This is a genomic window from Paraburkholderia sp. MM5496-R1, from assembly GCF_050436205.1.
Taxonomy (GTDB): Bacteria; Pseudomonadota; Gammaproteobacteria; order Burkholderiales; family Burkholderiaceae; genus Paraburkholderia; species Paraburkholderia tuberum.
This window is the reverse complement of record NZ_JBNDLT010000002.1, coordinates 3301144-3318480: the sequence shown is the minus strand read 5'-3', so window position 1 is coordinate 3318480 and position 17337 is coordinate 3301144. Positions and strand designations below refer to the sequence as shown.

The 17337-nt window shown below is 65.3% G+C and carries 17 protein-coding genes; 8 read left to right on the top strand and 9 right to left on the bottom strand.

Annotation, left to right across the window (positions count from 1 at the left end; all coding sequences use genetic code 11):
- Complete coding sequence (gene murJ, locus OKW38_RS22430; protein WP_090801620.1) at positions 1-1551, bottom strand: murein biosynthesis integral membrane protein MurJ; 1551 nt, start codon at positions 1549-1551, stop codon at positions 1-3.
- Positions 1552-2059: 508 nt separating this feature from the next.
- Here murJ and rpsT point away from each other — a divergent pair.
- Complete coding sequence (gene rpsT / locus OKW38_RS22425) at positions 2060-2338, top strand: 30S ribosomal protein S20 (RefSeq protein ID WP_027198671.1); 279 nt, start codon at positions 2060-2062, stop codon at positions 2336-2338.
- A gap of 157 nt (positions 2339-2495) precedes the next feature.
- On the opposite strand, the gene OKW38_RS22420 is transcribed toward rpsT, so the two are convergent.
- Entirely contained in the window at positions 2496-2843 is a 348-nt protein-coding gene (locus OKW38_RS22420; protein ID WP_090801622.1) for a DUF3579 domain-containing protein, read from the bottom strand.
- Positions 2844-3348: 505 nt separating this feature from the next.
- On the opposite strand from OKW38_RS22420, the gene argF reads away from it, so the two are divergent.
- Entirely contained in the window at positions 3349-4278 is a 930-nt protein-coding gene (gene argF, locus OKW38_RS22415; protein WP_429363094.1) for an ornithine carbamoyltransferase, read from the top strand.
- A gap of 135 nt (positions 4279-4413) precedes the next feature.
- On the opposite strand, the gene murB is transcribed toward argF, so the two are convergent.
- Complete coding sequence (murB, locus tag OKW38_RS22410; RefSeq protein ID WP_429335235.1) at positions 4414-5454, bottom strand: UDP-N-acetylmuramate dehydrogenase; 1041 nt, start codon at positions 5452-5454, stop codon at positions 4414-4416.
- Positions 5455-5738: 284 nt separating this feature from the next.
- Here murB and OKW38_RS22405 point away from each other — a divergent pair, with 284 nt between their 5' ends.
- A complete protein-coding gene (locus tag OKW38_RS22405) occupies positions 5739-6224 on the top strand; it encodes a YajQ family cyclic di-GMP-binding protein (protein ID WP_090801627.1) in 486 nt (161 codons plus the stop codon).
- 94 nt (positions 6225-6318) lie between these two features.
- Here the strand turns inward: OKW38_RS22405 and plsY are convergent, their stop codons facing one another.
- On the bottom strand, positions 6319-6954 hold the full coding sequence (gene plsY, locus OKW38_RS22400) for a glycerol-3-phosphate 1-O-acyltransferase PlsY (protein WP_184023064.1): 636 nt from the start codon (positions 6952-6954) through the stop codon (positions 6319-6321).
- A 142-nt stretch (positions 6955-7096) separates the two neighbouring features.
- The gene (gene ybaK / locus OKW38_RS22395) at positions 7097-7588 is read right to left on the bottom strand and encodes a Cys-tRNA(Pro) deacylase (protein WP_090801630.1); all 492 of its coding nucleotides are present in this window, start codon (positions 7586-7588) and stop codon (positions 7097-7099) included.
- A 151-nt stretch (positions 7589-7739) separates the two neighbouring features.
- On the opposite strand from ybaK, the gene OKW38_RS22390 reads away from it, so the two are divergent.
- Complete coding sequence (locus tag OKW38_RS22390; protein WP_429363092.1) at positions 7740-9302, top strand: class I adenylate-forming enzyme family protein; 1563 nt, start codon at positions 7740-7742, stop codon at positions 9300-9302.
- Positions 9303-9335: 33 nt separating this feature from the next.
- On the opposite strand, the gene xerD is transcribed toward OKW38_RS22390, so the two are convergent.
- The 3 genes from xerD to queG are packed head-to-tail and all read right to left on the bottom strand — an operon-like array spanning position 9336 to position 12122.
- A complete protein-coding gene (gene xerD / locus OKW38_RS22385) occupies positions 9336-10292 on the bottom strand; it encodes a site-specific tyrosine recombinase XerD (protein ID WP_184023062.1) in 957 nt (318 codons plus the stop codon).
- Positions 10289-10759, bottom strand: coding sequence for a methylated-DNA--[protein]-cysteine S-methyltransferase (locus OKW38_RS22380; protein ID WP_090801634.1), 471 nt, complete (start codon positions 10757-10759; stop codon positions 10289-10291). Before OKW38_RS22380 ends, xerD begins: the two co-directional genes overlap by 4 nt.
- 52 nt (positions 10760-10811) lie before the next feature.
- On the bottom strand, positions 10812-12122 hold the full coding sequence (gene queG / locus OKW38_RS22375) for a tRNA epoxyqueuosine(34) reductase QueG (protein WP_429363091.1): 1311 nt from the start codon (positions 12120-12122) through the stop codon (positions 10812-10814).
- Positions 12123-12139: 17 nt separating this feature from the next.
- Here queG and tsaE point away from each other — a divergent pair, with 17 nt between their 5' ends.
- Together tsaE and OKW38_RS22365 are read left to right on the top strand one after the other, a co-directional pair.
- On the top strand, positions 12140-12736 hold the full coding sequence (gene tsaE / locus OKW38_RS22370) for a tRNA (adenosine(37)-N6)-threonylcarbamoyltransferase complex ATPase subunit type 1 TsaE (RefSeq protein WP_429363089.1): 597 nt from the start codon (positions 12140-12142) through the stop codon (positions 12734-12736).
- The gene (locus OKW38_RS22365) at positions 12718-14325 is read left to right on the top strand and encodes an N-acetylmuramoyl-L-alanine amidase (protein WP_429363088.1); all 1608 of its coding nucleotides are present in this window, start codon (positions 12718-12720) and stop codon (positions 14323-14325) included. The genes tsaE and OKW38_RS22365 overlap by 19 nt, the downstream gene beginning before the upstream one ends.
- A gap of 82 nt (positions 14326-14407) precedes the next feature.
- Here the strand turns inward: OKW38_RS22365 and OKW38_RS22360 are convergent, their stop codons facing one another.
- The gene (locus OKW38_RS22360) at positions 14408-15289 is read right to left on the bottom strand and encodes an EamA family transporter (protein WP_090801640.1); all 882 of its coding nucleotides are present in this window, start codon (positions 15287-15289) and stop codon (positions 14408-14410) included.
- Positions 15290-15456: 167 nt separating this feature from the next.
- Between OKW38_RS22360 and OKW38_RS22355 the strand changes: the two genes are divergently transcribed.
- Positions 15457-16332, top strand: coding sequence for a pirin family protein (locus OKW38_RS22355; RefSeq protein ID WP_429363086.1), 876 nt, complete (start codon positions 15457-15459; stop codon positions 16330-16332).
- Positions 16333-16427: 95 nt separating this feature from the next.
- Positions 16428-17276: a thioredoxin gene (gene trxA / locus OKW38_RS22350; protein ID WP_187614014.1), complete on the top strand. Its 849-nt coding sequence runs from the start codon at positions 16428-16430 to the stop codon at positions 17274-17276.
- The last annotated feature ends 61 nt before the right edge of the window (positions 17277-17337 follow it).

The window sequence follows — 17337 nt, the reverse complement described above, 5'->3', positions numbered from 1 at the left end:
TCACTTCACTCGCCTTCTGAAATACGCGTACTTGAAGCCCATCAGCCAAAGCATACCGAAATACAGCGCGGCGAACAGCACGAGACACGCACCGAGCAACACCATGCGGCTGACCGGCTGGGTATGCATGCCGATCCAGTCGAAGCTGATCGCGAGCCAGCGCATCACGCCGGCGAGCACGAGGCACGCCCCGAGCAACTGCACGAAAAACTTGAGCCAGCCGCTCGACGGCATATAAATGCCACGTTTGCGCAGACCAATGAATAGCAGCAACGCATTGACGCAAGCGCCGAGCCCGACGCTCAGCGTGAGACCCGCATGCGCGAGCACCGGCACGAACACGTAGTTGCTCAACTGCGTGACGACCAGCACGCCGATGCCGATCTTCACTGGCGTCTTGATGTCCTGCTTCGCGTAAAAGCCCGGCGCGAGGATCTTGATCAGGATCAGGCCGATCAGGCCGACTCCGTAGGCGGCGAGCGCGCGGCTCACCATCACGACCGCATTGCCGTCGAACTTGCCGTAGTTGAACAGCACCGCTGTCAGCGGCTGGGCGAAAAAGAACAGCGCGATCGCGCTCGGCGCGGCGAGCAGGAACGTGACGCGCAGTCCCCAGTCGAGCAGCGACGAATACTCATGCGAGTCGGCATCGACGTGCGCCTTCGACAGGCTCGGCAGCAGGATCGTGCCCAGCGCGACGCCGAGCAGCGCGGTCGGAAACTCCATCAGCCGGTCGGCGTAGTTGATCCACGACACCGCGCCGGGGCCGATGTGCGACGCGATGTTGGTGTTGATGATCAGGCTGATCTGCGCGACCGACACCGCGAACATCGCCGGCACCATCTTCGCGAGCACCCGCTTTACGCCGCGATGCGCGAGCGCGCGCAGCGGGTTCAGGCCGATGAGCGGCACCATGTCGATCTTCTTGAGGCCCGGCAGCTGCACGACGAATTGCAGCACGCCGCCGACGATCACTGCCCAGGCGAGCGCATAGACCGGCGTTTGCAGGCGCGGCGCGAGGAATACGGCGGAGGCGATGAACGCGACGTTCAACAGCACGGGCGCAAACGCGGGCAACGAAAAGTTCTTGTACGTATTCAGCACGCCCGACGCCAGCGACGTCAGCGAGATGAAAATGATGTATGGGAACATGATGCGCGTCATCGCGACCGCGAGCTGGTACGCGTGGCCCTCGTGCGCGAGGCCCGACGCGACGACGAACACGACGCCCGACGCGCCGACCACGCCGATCACTGACAGCACGGCGAGCGCCCACGCGAGCACGGTCGAGGTCGCGTCGACGAGCGCCTTGGTGGCGTCGTGGCCTTGCTGGTTCTTGAACTCCGCGAGGATCGGCACGAAGGCCTGCGAGAACGCGCCTTCGGCGGAAATGCGACGCAGCAGGTTCGGAATGCGAAAGGCGACGTAGAAAGCGTCGGTGTATTGACTGGCGCCGAACGCACGGGCGATCAACGTTTCACGGGCCAGTCCGGTCACGCGCGACAGCAGCGTGAAGCCGCTGACCGTCAGCAGGGCTCGTAATAGATTCATGGGGCGCTTATTATACGGGTCCCGCCAATGCGGGCGACGAGCCAGAACGCGATTCGGACCGATTTGCCACGCGGACGTTCGCCGCGATCGGCTGGAAAGCGCGATTTCTTGTGTTTTCTGCGGTCTTCCCGGCAGCGCCCCCGCCTTCCATCGGCGCCCTCGCAGGAGGGCCAGCACATACGCGCCGACATGACGCCGCTCCGGTCATTGTGGCGCCAGCGCGTGTTTTCCGTTGTCACGTGCCTGATTTTGCTGCTATAATCGTCGGTTTCGAAGCTTGCTCAGTTTTCGAATGGTCTTCGGACGCGGTTCTCAGGTTGGCGCAGCGCCGCCTGTCAATACATCCGGATGCCTTGAAACACGGGCCCGCCTTCGCGTAGTTCGATCGATTTTTTCGACACTTTTGCGCCCTTGGGCAATCGCTTCCAAGGGTTCGGATCGAGAAGCAGCACCTCGCCTCATCATTGAAGGCCGGGTACTGGAAACAGGAACAGGATAAGGAACCGTCATGGCTAACTCCGCACAAGCACGCAAGCGCGCCCGCCAGGCCGCGAAGGCAAACTCGCACAACTCGGCACTGCGCTCGAAGTTCCGCACGGCTATCAAGGCTGTCCGCAAGGCAATCGATGCAGGCGATCACGCTAAGGCCGCCGAAATCTTCAAGGCATCGTCGAAGACCATCGACATCATCGCCGACAAGAACATCGTTCACAAGAACAAGGCAGCTCGCAACAAGAGCCGCCTCGCTGCAGCCGTCAAGGGTCTGCAAGCGCCCGCAGCGCAGTAATTCCGGTCGGCCCGCTTCGGCGGGCCACCTCCTGTTTCCGCTGCACAAGAAGCCCGCTTTGGCGGGCTTTTTTGTTTCGGTTGAATTGCCAGCCACAAAAAAACCCGCTGCTTGCGGGTTTTTGTTTTTTTGCTTTTGCCGATCCGGTCGACTTACATCAGATGACCTGCCGTTTGGCTTGCGGCGCAGGCGCATGGTCGAGTTCCAGCTCACACGCCTCGGTGACCAGCAGGTCGTTGTCTTTCGCGAAGTTCATAACGAAATCGAAGGCCATTGGTTCGATGTCGCGCAGCCGCGAATCGAGAATCACGCATTTGAGGTCGCCGATCATGGTCGGCCGCACGTACAGCGAGTACTGCATATAGGCGTTCGGCCCCTTCCTCACGCCGGGCCCGAACGACGACATGACGCCCGCGAGCCGCTCCGACCAGTCGCTCGGCCGAAATTTTTTTCCCGTCGACGTAATGCCCTGAATGAAATATTCGATTGGAGCTGCTTCGGCCATGTAGAAATACCTGTGTGACTGCCCAGCGGAATGACGACCAACCGGCGACGCCAGTTGTACGCGCGAACTCACCGCAAGCGGCATGTACGGCAAGCGCTTGCAGCCACCTGCGACGTGCGTGCGATCTGGCGCTAACGCAACAATGACGAACCGCACCACGAGAACCGCTGCGGCGAACCGGCTGAACCGCTCTGGCGTCTGTCATGACGGCCACGCCTTGACAGGCTTTCCGCGCCGCGCGAGCCGCGTTTCTTCATGCGAAACGCCGGCCTGCTGGGCTTTGGGATAACCCGCAGATTATAGCGCAGCGGGCCCTTTTCCGCAGCGCACACAAGCGCCTTCCGATGACCCCGCGAAGCGCGATACGACGCTTTCGAATCGCTTTCGGCGCCCTCCCGCCGACTCGTCAAACGAGGCGAAATCCTTTATGCTGCATGGAGTTACCACCATACCGACGGCGGCGCAGTCCGGCAACCCTGCCGGGTGAGACCGCCGTATTTGTTTCATGACCGCCAAGAAAATTCGCCACTACCTGCAGTTCAAGGACTTCTCGCTGGAAGACTACGAGTACGTGCTGGAGCGCGCGCGCATCCTGAAACGCAAATTCAAGAACTACGAGACCTATCACCCGCTGCATGACCGCACGCTGGCGATGATCTTCGAAAAGAATTCGACACGCACGCGCCTGTCGTTCGAAGCCGGCATCTTCCAGCTGGGCGGCCACGCCGTGTTCATGAGCACGCGCGACACGCAGCTCGGCCGCGGCGAGCCGATCGAAGACGCCGCGCAGGTCATCTCGCGCATGGTCGACATCATCATGATCCGCACGTTCGGCCAGGACATCATCCAGCGCTTCGCCGAGAATTCGCGCGTGCCGGTGATCAACGGGCTCACGAACGAATACCACCCGTGTCAGGTGCTCGCAGACATCTTCACGTACTTCGAGCATCGCGGTCCAATTCGCGACAAGACGGTCGCGTGGGTCGGCGACGCGAATAACATGCTGTACACGTGGATCGAAGCCGCGCAGATTCTCGGGTTCAGGCTGCGCCTGTCCACGCCGCCCGGCTACAAGCTCGACCGCGCGCTCGTCGCGGCGCAAAGCGCGTCGTTCCACGAGGAATTCGACGACCCGAACGAAGCCTGCACGGGCGCCGATCTCGTCACCACCGACGTGTGGACCAGCATGGGCTTCGAGGCCGAGAACGAAGCGCGCAAGAAGGCCTTCGCAGACTGGTGCGTCGACGCCGACATGATGGCGCGCGCGAATCCCGACGCGCTCTTCATGCACTGCCTGCCCGCGCATCGCGGCGAAGAAGTCAGCGCGGAAGTGATCGACGGACCGCAGAGCGTCGTGTGGGATGAGGCGGAAAACCGTCTGCACGTGCAGAAGGCGTTGATGGAATACCTGCTGCTCGGCAAGCTCAATCACTGAGCGAGCCGCTGGTCCATACACGCGCCGGAACCGCGGGCACAAAAAAGGCGCCGGGAGGAAACTCCCGGCGCCTTTTGCATTCGTCGGCGGCGACGCTCCGCGGGGCAACTCAGCGCGAAAAGAGAGAACTGCCGCTCACAGGCAAACTGGCTCCGCCTCCAGTTCCACGCCGAATCGCTCGAACACGTCGTGCTGGATCGCCCGTGCCAGCGCCAACACTTCCGTGCCGCTCGCGCCACCGCGATTCACCAGCACCAGCGCCTGTCGCTCATGCACGGCCGCCGCGCCCATCGCGCGGCCCTTCCAGCCGCATCGGTCGATCAGCCAGCCGGCCGCCAGCTTCACCCGCCCATCCGCTTGCACATACGACACGACTTCCGGCTCGCGACGCTTCAGCGCCTCGAACTGGGCGGCATCGATTACCGGATTCTTGAAGAAGCTCCCCGCGTTGCCCAGTTCGAGCGGATCGGGCAGCTTCGCACGCCGCACGGCGACGACCGCATCGAAAATGGCTTGCGCGGTCGGCTGCGTGGCCGCACCCTCGGCTTGGCCAGCGCTCGCCGCAGGACCGCGCGCCGCCAGCTCGCGCGCGAGATCCGCGTAGCCCGCGCGCGGCTGCCACGCCTTCGGCAAACGGAACGTCACCGACGCAATCACGAAGCGCTCGCGCCCTTCCCGCTTGAAAAGGCTGTCGCGATAGCCGAACCGGCACGCATCGCCGTCGAGTTCGACGGCCTCGCCGGTCACGAGCTCGATCGCCCGCAGCGACGCGAAGCGTTCGCACATTTCGAGCCCGTACGCGCCGATGTTCTGGATTGGCGCCGCGCCGACCGTGCCAGGTATCAGCGCGAGATTCTCGAGGCCGGGCATGCCCTGCGCCAACGTCCACGCGACGAACTCGTGCCACGGCTCGCCGCCAGCCGCCTCGACATACCACGCATCCTGATCCTCGCGCACCACGCGGCGCCCGCGCAGCGCCACCAGCAGCACGAGCCCGGCGAAGTCGCCGGTCAGCATGACGTTGCTACCACCGCCCAGCACGAGGCGCGGCAGGCCCTCGACGCGCGGATCGCGCACCGCGGCGAGCAACTGTTCCTCACGCTCGATCAGGCACGCGAACTGCGCGCGCACGTCGAAGCCGAAGGTGTTGTGGACCTTCAGCGGATAGCCGGCCATGAGGGACGCGACGGCGGGAGCGGCAAGAGCGGATTGGGACATCGGAATGGCAACAGGGCAACGACGGGAAGCAACAGGAATCGACGAAAAACAACCAACGACGCGCCTAACGACACGAGCGGCGCCGCCCGACGCGGGATCGCCCGCCGTCGCGACGCCGCGCGGCGGCCTTGGGCAAAAGAGAGCGGCGTCGGTAAAATGACGTCCGGTCCGTGATTATAGCGAGTGCCTCGCGCTCAGCCGACCGGCTGTGTCGCGCACTGCCGCACTATTGGGAGAAAGCAATGCCATCGTTTGACGTCGTCTGCGAAGCGAACATGATCGAAGTCAAGAACGCGATCGAGCAGTCCAACAAGGAAATTTCGACGCGTTTCGACTTCAAGGGGTCCGACGCGCGCGTCGAACACAAGGAAAACGAAATCACCGCGTACGCCGACGACGACTTCAAGCTCGGCCAGGTGAAGGACGTGCTGCTGTCGAAAATGGCCAAGCGCAACGTCGACGTGCGCTTCCTCGACTACGGCAAGATCGAGAAGATTGGCGGCGACAAGGTCAAGCAGGTCATCAAGATCAAGAAGGGCGTCTCGGGCGATCTGTCGAAGAAAATCGTGCGTCTGGTGAAGGACAGCAAGATCAAGGTGCAGGCGAGCATTCAGGGCGATGCGGTGCGCATCACCGGTGCGAAGCGCGATGATCTGCAAAGCGTGATGGCGATGCTGCGCAAGGACGTGACCGACACGCCGCTCGACTTCAACAACTTCCGCGACTAAGCGGCACGGCGCGCCTGGCTTGCAACGAGCCTGCCGCCGGACCCGGAAGCGCTTCGCATCGGGCCATCGGGCCGGGCGAAGCGCTCAGCCCACTTCAAAGATCGTTGCCCGCCGCCGGACCGGCTGCCTTCTTTTTGTCGCCGATACGGCTCTCCTGCCCCCGCATCAGCTTCGCAATATTGCCGCGATGCCGCCACACGAGCAGCAGGCTCATCACCAGAACCGCGAGCGCGACGATGCGCGGCCCGAACAGAAACACGTAGAACAGCGGCGCGAACAGCGCCGAGCACAGCGCCGCGAGCGACGAGTAGCGCGTAAAGAACGCGACGATCAGCCAGGTTAGCAAGGTCGCGACGCCGAGCGTCGGGTTGATCGCGAGCAGCACGCCCGCCGCGGTCGCGACGCCTTTGCCGCCCTTGAAGCGGAAGAAAATCGGATACAGGTGACCGAGAAACACCGCAAGCGACGCGATCGCGATCGCGCGCTCGTCGAGCCCGTAACGCGCGCCGAAATGCACGACCAGCCATACGGGCAGCCAGCCCTTGAAGGCGTCGCCGATCAGCGTCAGAATCGCGGCCTTCTTGCTGCCGCTGCGCAGCACGTTGGTGGCGCCCGGGTTGCCCGAGCCGTACGAGCGCGGGTCGTCGAGACCCATCGCGGCGCTCACGATCACGGCAAACGACAACGAACCGATCAGATAGGCAACGACAGCGACGATCAGGTTTTGCATCTGGGACTCTTATAAGGATCGCGGTCTGACATTCGATACCCCAACCGCAACAGGGCATGCCCGTCGAATCAGGGCGGCGCACATTTTACCGAACGCGTCCGCGCGAAAAACATTCAGGCAAACGTCAACCCGCTCATCGGCGTCAGTCCACGCTCGCGCATTGCACCGGCTTCGCCGCGAGCAGATCGGTGAGCACCTTCGGCTCGATGCTGACGAGAAAGCCGCGCCGCCCGCCGTTCAACCAGATTTTGTCCATCTCGAGAATGGTCGACTCGACATACACCGGCATCTGCTTGCGCGTGCCGAACGGCGACGTGCCGCCGATCAGATAACCCGAATGCCGGTTCGCGACCTCGGGCTTGCACGGCTCGACGCGCTTCGCGCCGATCTGCCGCGCGAGGTTCTTGGTGCTGACGGTGCGATCGCCGTGCATCAGCACGATCAACGGCTTCGCGTGCTCGTCTTCCATCACCAGCGTCTTCACGACGTGATGCTCGTCGACGCCGAGCTGGCACGACGATTCCGCGGTGCCGCCATGCTCGACGTAGTCGTAAGGATGCTCGCCGAACGTGACGCCGTGACGGCGCAGCAACTGCGTGGCGGGTGTTTCCGACACATGTCTGGATTTGCTCATCGGCGCATTGTAATGGCGAGTTTGCACAACGGCTATTTGCCGGATGGCCAATTGTGCGGGTTCGACACTTGTGGCACGATCGTTCGAAAATATGGCGGCGCGGTGCGAGATACTGCGCGCAGGGCCACGAATTGGTAAAGAGGAGACAGTGTTGAAGCAGGCTTCATCCATCCGTTCCACGATCGATATCCCCGCGCTGCTCGCCGCCCTGCCCGCGCGCATCGGCGACATTCCGGCGCTCGCCGCCGCGCGCGATCCGCGGCATGTCGCGCTGATCGAAGATCCGCGCCGCCTGACCAACGCGCAACTGCGCGAGGCCGTCGAAGCGGCCGCCGCGCTGCTGCGCGACCGGGGCGTGCGCGGCGGCGATCGCGTGATGATCGTCGCGGAGAACAGCATCGCGCAAATCGTGCTGCTGTTCGCGACCGCGAAGCTCGATGCGTGGGCGCTCGTGTCGAACGCCCGACTGTCGGCCGCCGAACTCGATTCGATCCGCGCGCATGCGCAACCGCGCGTCGTCGCGTACGCGCTCGAAAGCTCGCCCGACGCACGCCAGCATGCTGAGCGGCATCGAGCGACACCCGCACCCACGCTGTCGCCGGACATCGGCGCATGGTCGTATGCGGTGGACAGCAGCGCGCAAGCCGAAGCCGTCGAAGCCGCCAGCGACCGCCAATGCGCGGCGCTGATCTACACGACCGGCACCACCGGCACGCCGAAAGGCGTGATGCTGTCGCATCGCAATCTGCTGTACATCGCGGCCGTGTCGAGCCGGCTGCGCCAGGTCGGGCCCGACGACGTCGTCTATGCGGTGCTGCCGATCTCGCATGTGTACGGCTTCGCGTCGGTGTGTCTCGGCAGCCTGCATGCGGGCGCGACGTTGCGGCTCGCGCCGCGCTTCGTGCCGGAAGCGGTGCGCCTCGCCCTCGCCGCCGAGCACGTCTCGATCTTCCAGGGCGTGCCGGCGATGCACGCGAAGCTGCTCGAACATCTGCACACGCACGGCCACGCATGGTCCGCGCCGCGACTGCGCTTCGCGTACTCGGGCGGCTCGCCGCTCGACGCCGCGCTGAAGGCGCAGGTCGAAGCCGTGTACGGTCTGCCGCTGCACAACGGCTACGGCATGACCGAAAGCAGCCCGACCGTGTCGCAGACGATGGTCGACGCACCGCGCGCCGATTGCTCGGTCGGCGAAGTCATTCCAGGCGTCGAAGTGAAGTTCGTCGGGCTCGACGGCGCCGAAGCCGCGCCGGGCGAGATCGGCGAGCTATGGGTGCGCGGGCCGAACGTGATGCTCGGCTATTACCGCAACCCCGAGCAGACCCGCGCGACCGTCACCGAGGATGGCTGGCTGAAGACCGGCGACCTCGCGCGGCAGGCCGCGGACGGCGCGTTGCATATCGTCGGGCGCAGCAAGGAGCTGATCATCCGCTCGGGCTTCAACGTGTATCCGGCCGAGGTCGAGCACGTGCTGAACGCGCATCCGCAGGTCGTGCAGTCGGCGGTGATCGGACGCGCGGTCGAGGGCAACGAGGAGGTGATCGCATTCGTCGAACTGGTTTCCGGCGCGACGGTCACGCCCGCGGCGTTGATCGCGTGGTGCGGCGAGCGGCTCGCGCCGTATAAGCGGCCAGCCGAGCTGAAGGTGCTCGCGGCGCTGCCGGCCGCATCGACCGGCAAGATTCTCAAGCACCGGTTACGCAAGTTCGTGTGAAGCGCGCGGGCACCCGCGCGCTTCACGTCGTGCTCACCCGCGCGGATGATGCTGCGCATGCAGCGATTTCAGCCGCTCTCGCGCGACGTGCGTGTAGATCTGCGTCGTCGAAATATCGGTGTGACCGAGCAGCAATTGCACGACGCGCAGATCCGCGCCGTGATTGAGCAGATGGGTCGCGAACGCGTGCCGCAGCGTGTGCGGCGACAACGGCGCATGGACGCCCGCGGCCTGCGCGTGTCGCTTGATGATGTTCCAGAACTGCTGGCGCGTCATGCCTTCCGCGCGTGTCGTCACGAATAGCGCATCGGCCGCGCGCGGGCCGAGGAGCGCCGGGCGCGCCTCGCGCAGATAGCGCTCGATCCACGCGTGCGCCTCTTCGCCGAACGGAACCAGCCGCTCCTTCGAGCCCTTGCCAGTGACGCGCACGACGCCTTCGTTGAGTCCCACCTCGACGGTTTTCAGTGTGACCAGTTCGGTCACGCGCAAGCCGCTCGCGTACATCAACTCGAGCATCGTGCGATCGCGCAAGCCGAGCGGCGTGTCGATGTCGGGTGCGCCGAGCAACGCTTCGACCTGGACCTCGCTCAACGTCGAAGGAAATCGCGGGGGCTGCTTCGCCGAGCGGATGCGCAAGGTCGGATCGGCGGCCGCGCGATGCTCGCGCACCGCCCATGCGTAATAGCGGCGAAACACCGACAGCCGGCGGTTCGCCGAGGTCGCCTTGTCCTTTTGCCGCGCCGCGCTGTAGGCGCTCAGGTCGGCTTCGCTCGCGGTGTCGAGGGAAGCATTGCGCGCGTGCGCGAGCCATTCGCAGAAGAGCCGCAAGTCGCGGCGATACGCGTCGAGTGTGTTGCGCGACAGGCCATGCTCGAGCCACAGCGCGTCGCAGAAGGCGTCGATCGATGCGGAGCTGGTCAGCAGCAGCGGTGATGCGGCGGCCGTGTCTTCGACGTGTACAGCGGTATTGGTGGTGGTGCTGGTGCTCATACGTACGGCACACCTTCATGCGCGAGCAACCAGCGCTTCACGTTGCGGAAGAAGCCGTCGCCGCCATCATGCGCGAAGCCGCCGATGCCGCTCGAACTCACCACGCGGTGGCACGGAATCACGATCGGAAAGAAATTGGCGCCGCACGCCTGGCCGACCGCGCGCGGCACGCTGCCGAGCTGCTTGGCGAGTTGTCCGTAAGTCAGCACGACGCCGGGCGGGATGTCGCTGATCGCCTGCCACACGCGCCGCTGGAACGCGGTGCCGCACTCGGCGAGCGGCAGCTCGAATTTCGCTGACGCGTGCTCGAAATAACGCTCGATCTGTTCGGCCACCTCGCGTGCGAGCGGCGTGTCGGGCGCGACGTTGGGCGTCGAGTCGGGCAGATAGACGATCTCGCGCACGGCTTCGCCTTCGAGCCGGATGCCGATCTTGCCGAACGGCGCATCGATCACTGCGTTGAACATGATTGCCTGCTCCTCTAGCGTGCCAGATCGCCGGCACCGAATTGCCACGACTTTACGCCGCTTCGAGCGCCCACTCCACATGCTCGCGCACGACCGCCGACGGATCGTCGGCTCGCTGCCTCAAAGCCAGCACGATCGCGCCACGGGCATCGAGGTCCAGACTTCCGGGCGCGGCGCGCAACGCGTTACCCATGCCGACCGCGAGATTGCGCAGCCAGCTCTCGTAGCCGATGCGGCGAATCGCGCTGCCCTGCATGCGCGTATCGAACTCCTCGGCGCTCCACGCGAACAGTTCGACCAGCGACGCGCGATCGAGCCCGTGCCGCACGTCGAAATCGGCGACCGGTGCGGCCTGCGCGAACTTGTTCCAGGGACACACGAGCTGGCAATCGTCACAGCCGTACACCCGATTGCCGATCAGCGGCCGCAGGTCGAGCGGAATACTGCCCTTCAGCTCGATCGTCAGATACGAGATGCAACGCCGCGCGTCGACCTTGTACGGCGCGACGATCGCACCGGTCGGACAGGCGCCGATGCAGCGCGCGCAGCTGCCGCAATGCGAGCCCGGCGTTTCGGGCGCGGCCTCGGGCGAGGTTTCGGCGTCGGTCGGCAGCGGCACGTCGACATAGATCTCGCCGAGGAAAAACAGCGAGCCGGCGTCGCGCTGCAGCAGCAACGTGTGCTTGCCGCGCCAGCCGATGCCGGCCTTCTGCGCAAGCTCGACTTCGAGCACCGGCGCCGAATCGGTGAACACGCGATAGCCGAACGGCCCGATCGCCGCTTCGATCCGGTCGGCCAGTTGTTGCAGGCGCTGACGCATCACCTTGTGATAGTCGCGGCCGCGCGCATAGATCGACACGACCGCCGTCGACGGGTCCGCGAGCCGCGCGTGCTCGGCCGCGCGCCAGTCGCGCGCGCGGGGTGTCGCGCGTGAGGCGGGTTGCGTTACGTCTTGCGGCATGCTTTCAGGCGCGCTTTCATGTCCCTCTTCATGCGCCCCTTCAGCCGCCTCTGCTTCCAGCGTCTGCGCAGGCAAATAGGCGATGCGCGCGGTGATCACACGTCGCGTGCCAGCCACAAGCTCGGCCGGCCGCGCGCGTTTCATGCCGTGTTTGGCCATATAATCCATCTCGCCGTGGCAACCCGCTTCGAGCCACGCTGCAAGCGGCGCTTCGGCGGCCGACAGATCGGTATCGCTAATGCCGATCGCCCCGAAACCGAGTTCACGGCCCCACGTCTTGACGTCGAGCGCGAGCGCACGAAGCGCCGCCTCGTCGAAACGGGACGTTGCGCCAGAAGCTCGCGCGGCATCATCGGCCGATGCGGGCGTGCAGAAAACAGGGGACTTCGGACTTCGGTTCATCACGCCATTTTACGAGAATGCCTGTCAATCCCGATCACGCGCCCCTACCGTCCGCTCCCGTGCTGCTCGAACGCTCTGTCGCGCTCGCGGACGAAGCCGCCACGCAGGCGTTCGGCGCGCGCTTCGCACAGGCGATCGAAAGCGTGCGCGCGGCCTCGCATCAGGCACAGCCAGCCCAGCCTGGCACCGCAAGCGGCCCCGCGTTCCACGGCCTGCAAGTCCAACTGGTCGGCGACCTCGGCGCCGGCAAAACCACGCTCGTGCGCGCGACCTTGCGCGGCCTCGGCCACACCGGCCGCGTGCGCAGTCCGACCTACACGCTCGTCGAACCGTATGTGCTCGAGCGGCCCGCCGGGGAACTCGCGCTCTATCACTTCGATCTGTACAGATTCACCGATCCGGCCGAATGGGCCGACGCGGGCTTTCGCGAATATTTCGACAGCGGCGCGGTCTGCCTCGTCGAATGGCCGCAACGCGCGGGAGCGCTGCTCGGCGTGCCGGATCTCGTCTTCTTGCTCGGGCTCGTCGGCAACACAGACGCAAACGCGGACGCACGCGTACTCGTCGCACGCGCTTATAGCGAATCAGGAAAGGCATGTCTCGAAAGATGTTAATCAAACCATTCCATTCGATCGAATCGGCGGCGGGCGCAACGCATAACTGGCGGCGCCGGCAGATCCTGCGCGCCGGTGCGTCGACGCTGGTGCTCGGCCTCGTCGCTCCGCGTCTCGCGTTTGCGAGCTCGGTGCTCGGCGTGCGCGTGTGGCCCGCGCGCGACTACACGCGCGTGACGATCGAATCCGATCAGCCGCTGCAGAACACGCAGCAACTGCTGCAGGGACCGGACCGGCTCGTCGTCGATCTGAACGGCCTCGACCTCGATCAGGCGCTGAAGGAGCTGGTCTCGAAGATCACGCCGAACGATCCGCAGATTTCGTCGGTGCGGGTCGGGCAGTATCAGCCGCACGTGGTGCGCATGGTGTTCGACCTGAAGGGCTCGGTGAAGCCGCAGGTGTTCGCGCTGCCGCCGGTCGGCGCGTACAAGTACCGGCTCGTGTTCGACCTGTATCCGGCTGTCGCGCCCGATCCGTTGATGGACCTGCTCGCGCAGACCGAGCGCAAGCAGCAGGCGCTCAACGAAGAAAACAGCGCGCCGCCCGCGACGCTTGCCGGCCCCGGCACGGCGCCGCCGGTCGACAACAGCGAAGCGTTCTTCGAGCACTACGCGCAGAACGGTGGCGCCGGCAATGGCGCCGCGGGCGTACCGCATCCACCCACGCATGGCACGACGGCGCCGTCCGCGCCGGTCATTGCCGGCAGGCAGGCGTCGCCGTCCGCGCCCTCCGCGCCGCCTGCCGCACTGGCGCGCAACAAGGGTGGCAACGCCAACAGCAACAGCACCGCACGCGGTCTCGACAGCAACGACGACAACCTCGGCGACAGCGGCGACACCTACGCATTCACCACACCGAAGTCGAGCCGCAGCAACACCGTGCGACTGCTCACCGTCGCAATCGATCCGGGTCATGGCGGCGAGGACCCTGGCGCGATCGGCGGCGCAGGCACCTACGAGAAGCACGTCGCGCTCGACATCGCGAAGAAGCTGCGCGCGAAGATCGACGCGCAGCCGAACATGCGCGCGATGATGACGCGCGACGCCGACTTCTTCGTGCCGCTGAACGTGCGCGTGCAGAAAGCGCGCCGCGTCGGCGCGGACCTGTTCGTGTCGATCCACGCGGACGCGTTCACGACGCCCGAGGCGAAGGGCTCCTCGGTGTTCGCGCTGTCGGAGCACGGCGCGTCGAGCGCGGCCGCGCGCTGGATGGCGAACAAGGAGAACTCGTCGGATCTGATCGGCGGCATCAACATCAAGTCCGACGACGCCACCGTGAACCGCGCACTGTTCGACATGTCGACCACCGCGCAGATTCGCGACTCGATGCGCTACGGCAACTTCGTGCTCAAAGAGATCGGCGACATCAACAAGCTGCACAAGGGCTCGGTCGAGCAGGCCGGCTTCGCGGTGCTGAAGGCGCCGGACATTCCGTCGATCCTCGTCGAGACCGCGTTCATCAGCAATCCGGACGAAGAGCGCCGCCTCAACGACGACGCGTATCGCGACAAGATGGCCAGCGCGATCCTGACCGGCATCAAGCGCTATTTCGCGGCGAATCCGCCGCTCGCAAAGAGCCGCATGACGTGATGTCGGCACACGCGAAGCAATCACAAAACGGCCCTCCGGCCGTTTTGTTATTCACGCTCGCAACCCGTGGCGCAACGGTTGCTCAGCGTGCCGGTATCAAGCGCTGCACGACCCAGCCGCCGAACACGTTGACCGCGAGCCCCGCCATCACGAGCAACGCGCCCGCCACCTGCATCGCAGACAGTTGCTCGCCGAGCAGCAGCGACGCCGACGCGAGTCCGACGATTGGCACCAGCAGCGAGAACGGCGCGACCTGGCTCGCCGGATAGCGCGACAGCAGACGGCTCCACAAGCCATAGCCGAGCAGCGTCGCGATAAACGCCAGATAGACGATCGCGAAGATCGACAGCGCGCTGATACCGGTCAGCGCGGCGGCGATCTCGCGCGGCCCTTCGAACACGAACGACGCCGCGAAAAACGGCAGCGGCGGAATCAGGCTCCCCCACACGACGAGTCCGACCAGATCGACCTTGCCGACCTTCTTCGTAACGATGTTGCCGAGTGCCCACATGCACGCGGCGCACAGCGTCAGCAGGAAACCAGCGACGGACATCGTGTGGCCGCCTTGCAGGCCGATCACCGCGAGCCCCGCCGCGGCGACCAGCAGACCCGCGACGTTCGGCAAACGGAAGCGCTCGTGCAGAAACAGCGCCGCGAAGATCAGCGTGAAAAACGCCTGCGCCTGAAGCACCAGCGATGCAAGCCCCGCCGGCATGCCGACGTACATCGCCGAGAACAGGAACGCGAATTGCCCGAACGAGATCGTCGCGCCGTAGGCGAACAGCCACCGCCACGGCATCTGCGGCCGCTTGACGAAAAACACCGCCGGCACCGCAGCGAGCGTAAAGCGCAGCGCGCCGAGCAGCATCGGCGGCACGCCGTGCAGGCCGACCTTGATCACGACGAAATTGACGCCCCACGCGAGCACGACGATCAGCGCGAGCAGCAAGTCCCTGGGCGACATCCGGGTCTCCAAAGAAATGGTTCGATCTGGCAGTGTAACGGAGGCCGCAAATTCGCTTCGGTGCGCCCGCTCATGGCGAGCGTGCGCCGATGCCGTCGGCAGCGCGCGACGCGCAGTAGAATCGACCATTCGAGTCTTCTCCTTCCACTTTCCCGTCGAGCCTGCCCATGACTTCCTCGATCAAAGCCGTCCTCAAACCGCACTTACGCGACATCGGCAATCTGACCGTGCGGCGTGTCCTGCCCGCGATGGCGGCGCGCCTCGTCGGCCCGTTCATTTTCTTCGACCACATGGGCCCCGCGACCCTCGAACCCGGCAGCGGCCTCGACGTGCGCCCGCATCCGCATATCGGCCTCGCGACCGTCACCTATCTGTTCGACGGCGCGATCATGCATCGCGACAGCCTCGGCTCCGAGCAGAAAATCGTCCCCGGCGACGTCAACTGGATGACGGCCGGGCGCGGCATCGTCCATTCGGAGCGAACGCCGCCGGAAGACCGCGCGCGCGGCCAGACGATTCACGGCATCCAGACCTGGGTCGCGCTGCCGCTCGCCGATGAAGACGCCGAGCCGTCGTTCGCGCATCATGCGGCGGCGACCTTGCCGGTCGTCGAGCGCAACGGCGTGACGCTGCGCGTGATCGCGGGCACCGCGTTCGGCGCGGTGTCGCCGGTCGCGACGTTTTCGGGCACGCTGTACGTCGCCGCCGACTTCACGCCGGGCAGCGCGTTCGCGCTCGAACCGGAGCACGAGGAGCGCGGTGTATATCTGGTGGAGGGCGATCTGGAGATCGACGGCGCGCCGCTCGAAGCGGGCCAGATGGCCGTGCTCGCGCTCGACGAAACCGTCACGCTCGCGAGCACGCACGGCGCGCGAGCGATGCTGCTCGGCGGCGAGAAGCTCGACGGCGAGCGCTTCATCGAATGGAATTTCGTCGCGAGCTCGCGCGAGAAAATCGAAGCCGCGAAGCTCGCGTGGACCAATCAGGAAATGGGCCACGTGCCCGGCGAAACCGAATGGATTGCGCTGCCGCAGCGCAAGTGACGGCGCTGGGCCGCGCGCGAATCACCGCATTGAATTCGCGCGATTCGGCCCCACCTAGCGCCTGTTCACAAACCGTTTCTATCGACGAGGACGCAATGGACACCACTCTGGCCACTTTCGAACAGGACGTCATCAAGGCGTCGATGCTGGCCCCCGTGCTGGTCGATTTCTGGGCGCCGTGGTGCGGCCCCTGCAAGAGTCTCGGCCCGATGCTCGAAAAGCTCGAAGCCGAAGCCGCCGGCAAATGGAAGCTCGTGAAGGTCAACGTGGACGAGAACCACGAGTTGGCCGCGCACTTCCAGGTGCGCAGCATTCCGCACGTGATCGCGTTCGCCGACGGCCAGGCCGTCGATCAGTTCGTCGGCGTGCTGACGCAAGGACAACTGCGCGAGTTCCTCGACCGGCTCGTGCCGCAAGGGGCGCCGGCCGCGCGCATCGAAGCGCAGACCGCGCTCGCCGAAGGCCGCCGCGACGACGCCTACGACCTGCTGCAAGCGGCGCTCGCTTACGACCCGGGCTTCGACGACGCGCGCATGGACCGCATCGAGTTGCTGCTCGAAGACAACCGCATCGATGAGGCCCGCAACGAAGTCGATCTGCTGTCGCCGAAAACCACGCAAGGCATCGACGCGCGTTTCAACGCGATCAAGACGCGGCTCGACGCGGTGGATGCCGCCGCGGACCTGCCGCCCACCGATGCGCTCGAAGCGCGTGTCGCCGGCCACCCCGACGATCTCGAAGCACGCTTCGATCTCGCGAATGCGTTTATCGCGCGACGCAAATACGCGCAGGCGCTCGAACATCTGCTCGCGATCGTGCAACGCGACCGCGCGTTCCGCGACGATATCGGCCGCAAGACGATGTTGTCGGTGTTCGATCTGGCCGCGCATCAGCCGGAGCTGGTGTCGCAGTGGCGGCGCAGGCTGAGCGCGTCGTTGTATTGATCGATTGCGATGTTTTGCCCGATGGCAGCCTGGGTCAGCGCGGTTGAAACCGCCGCCCGGG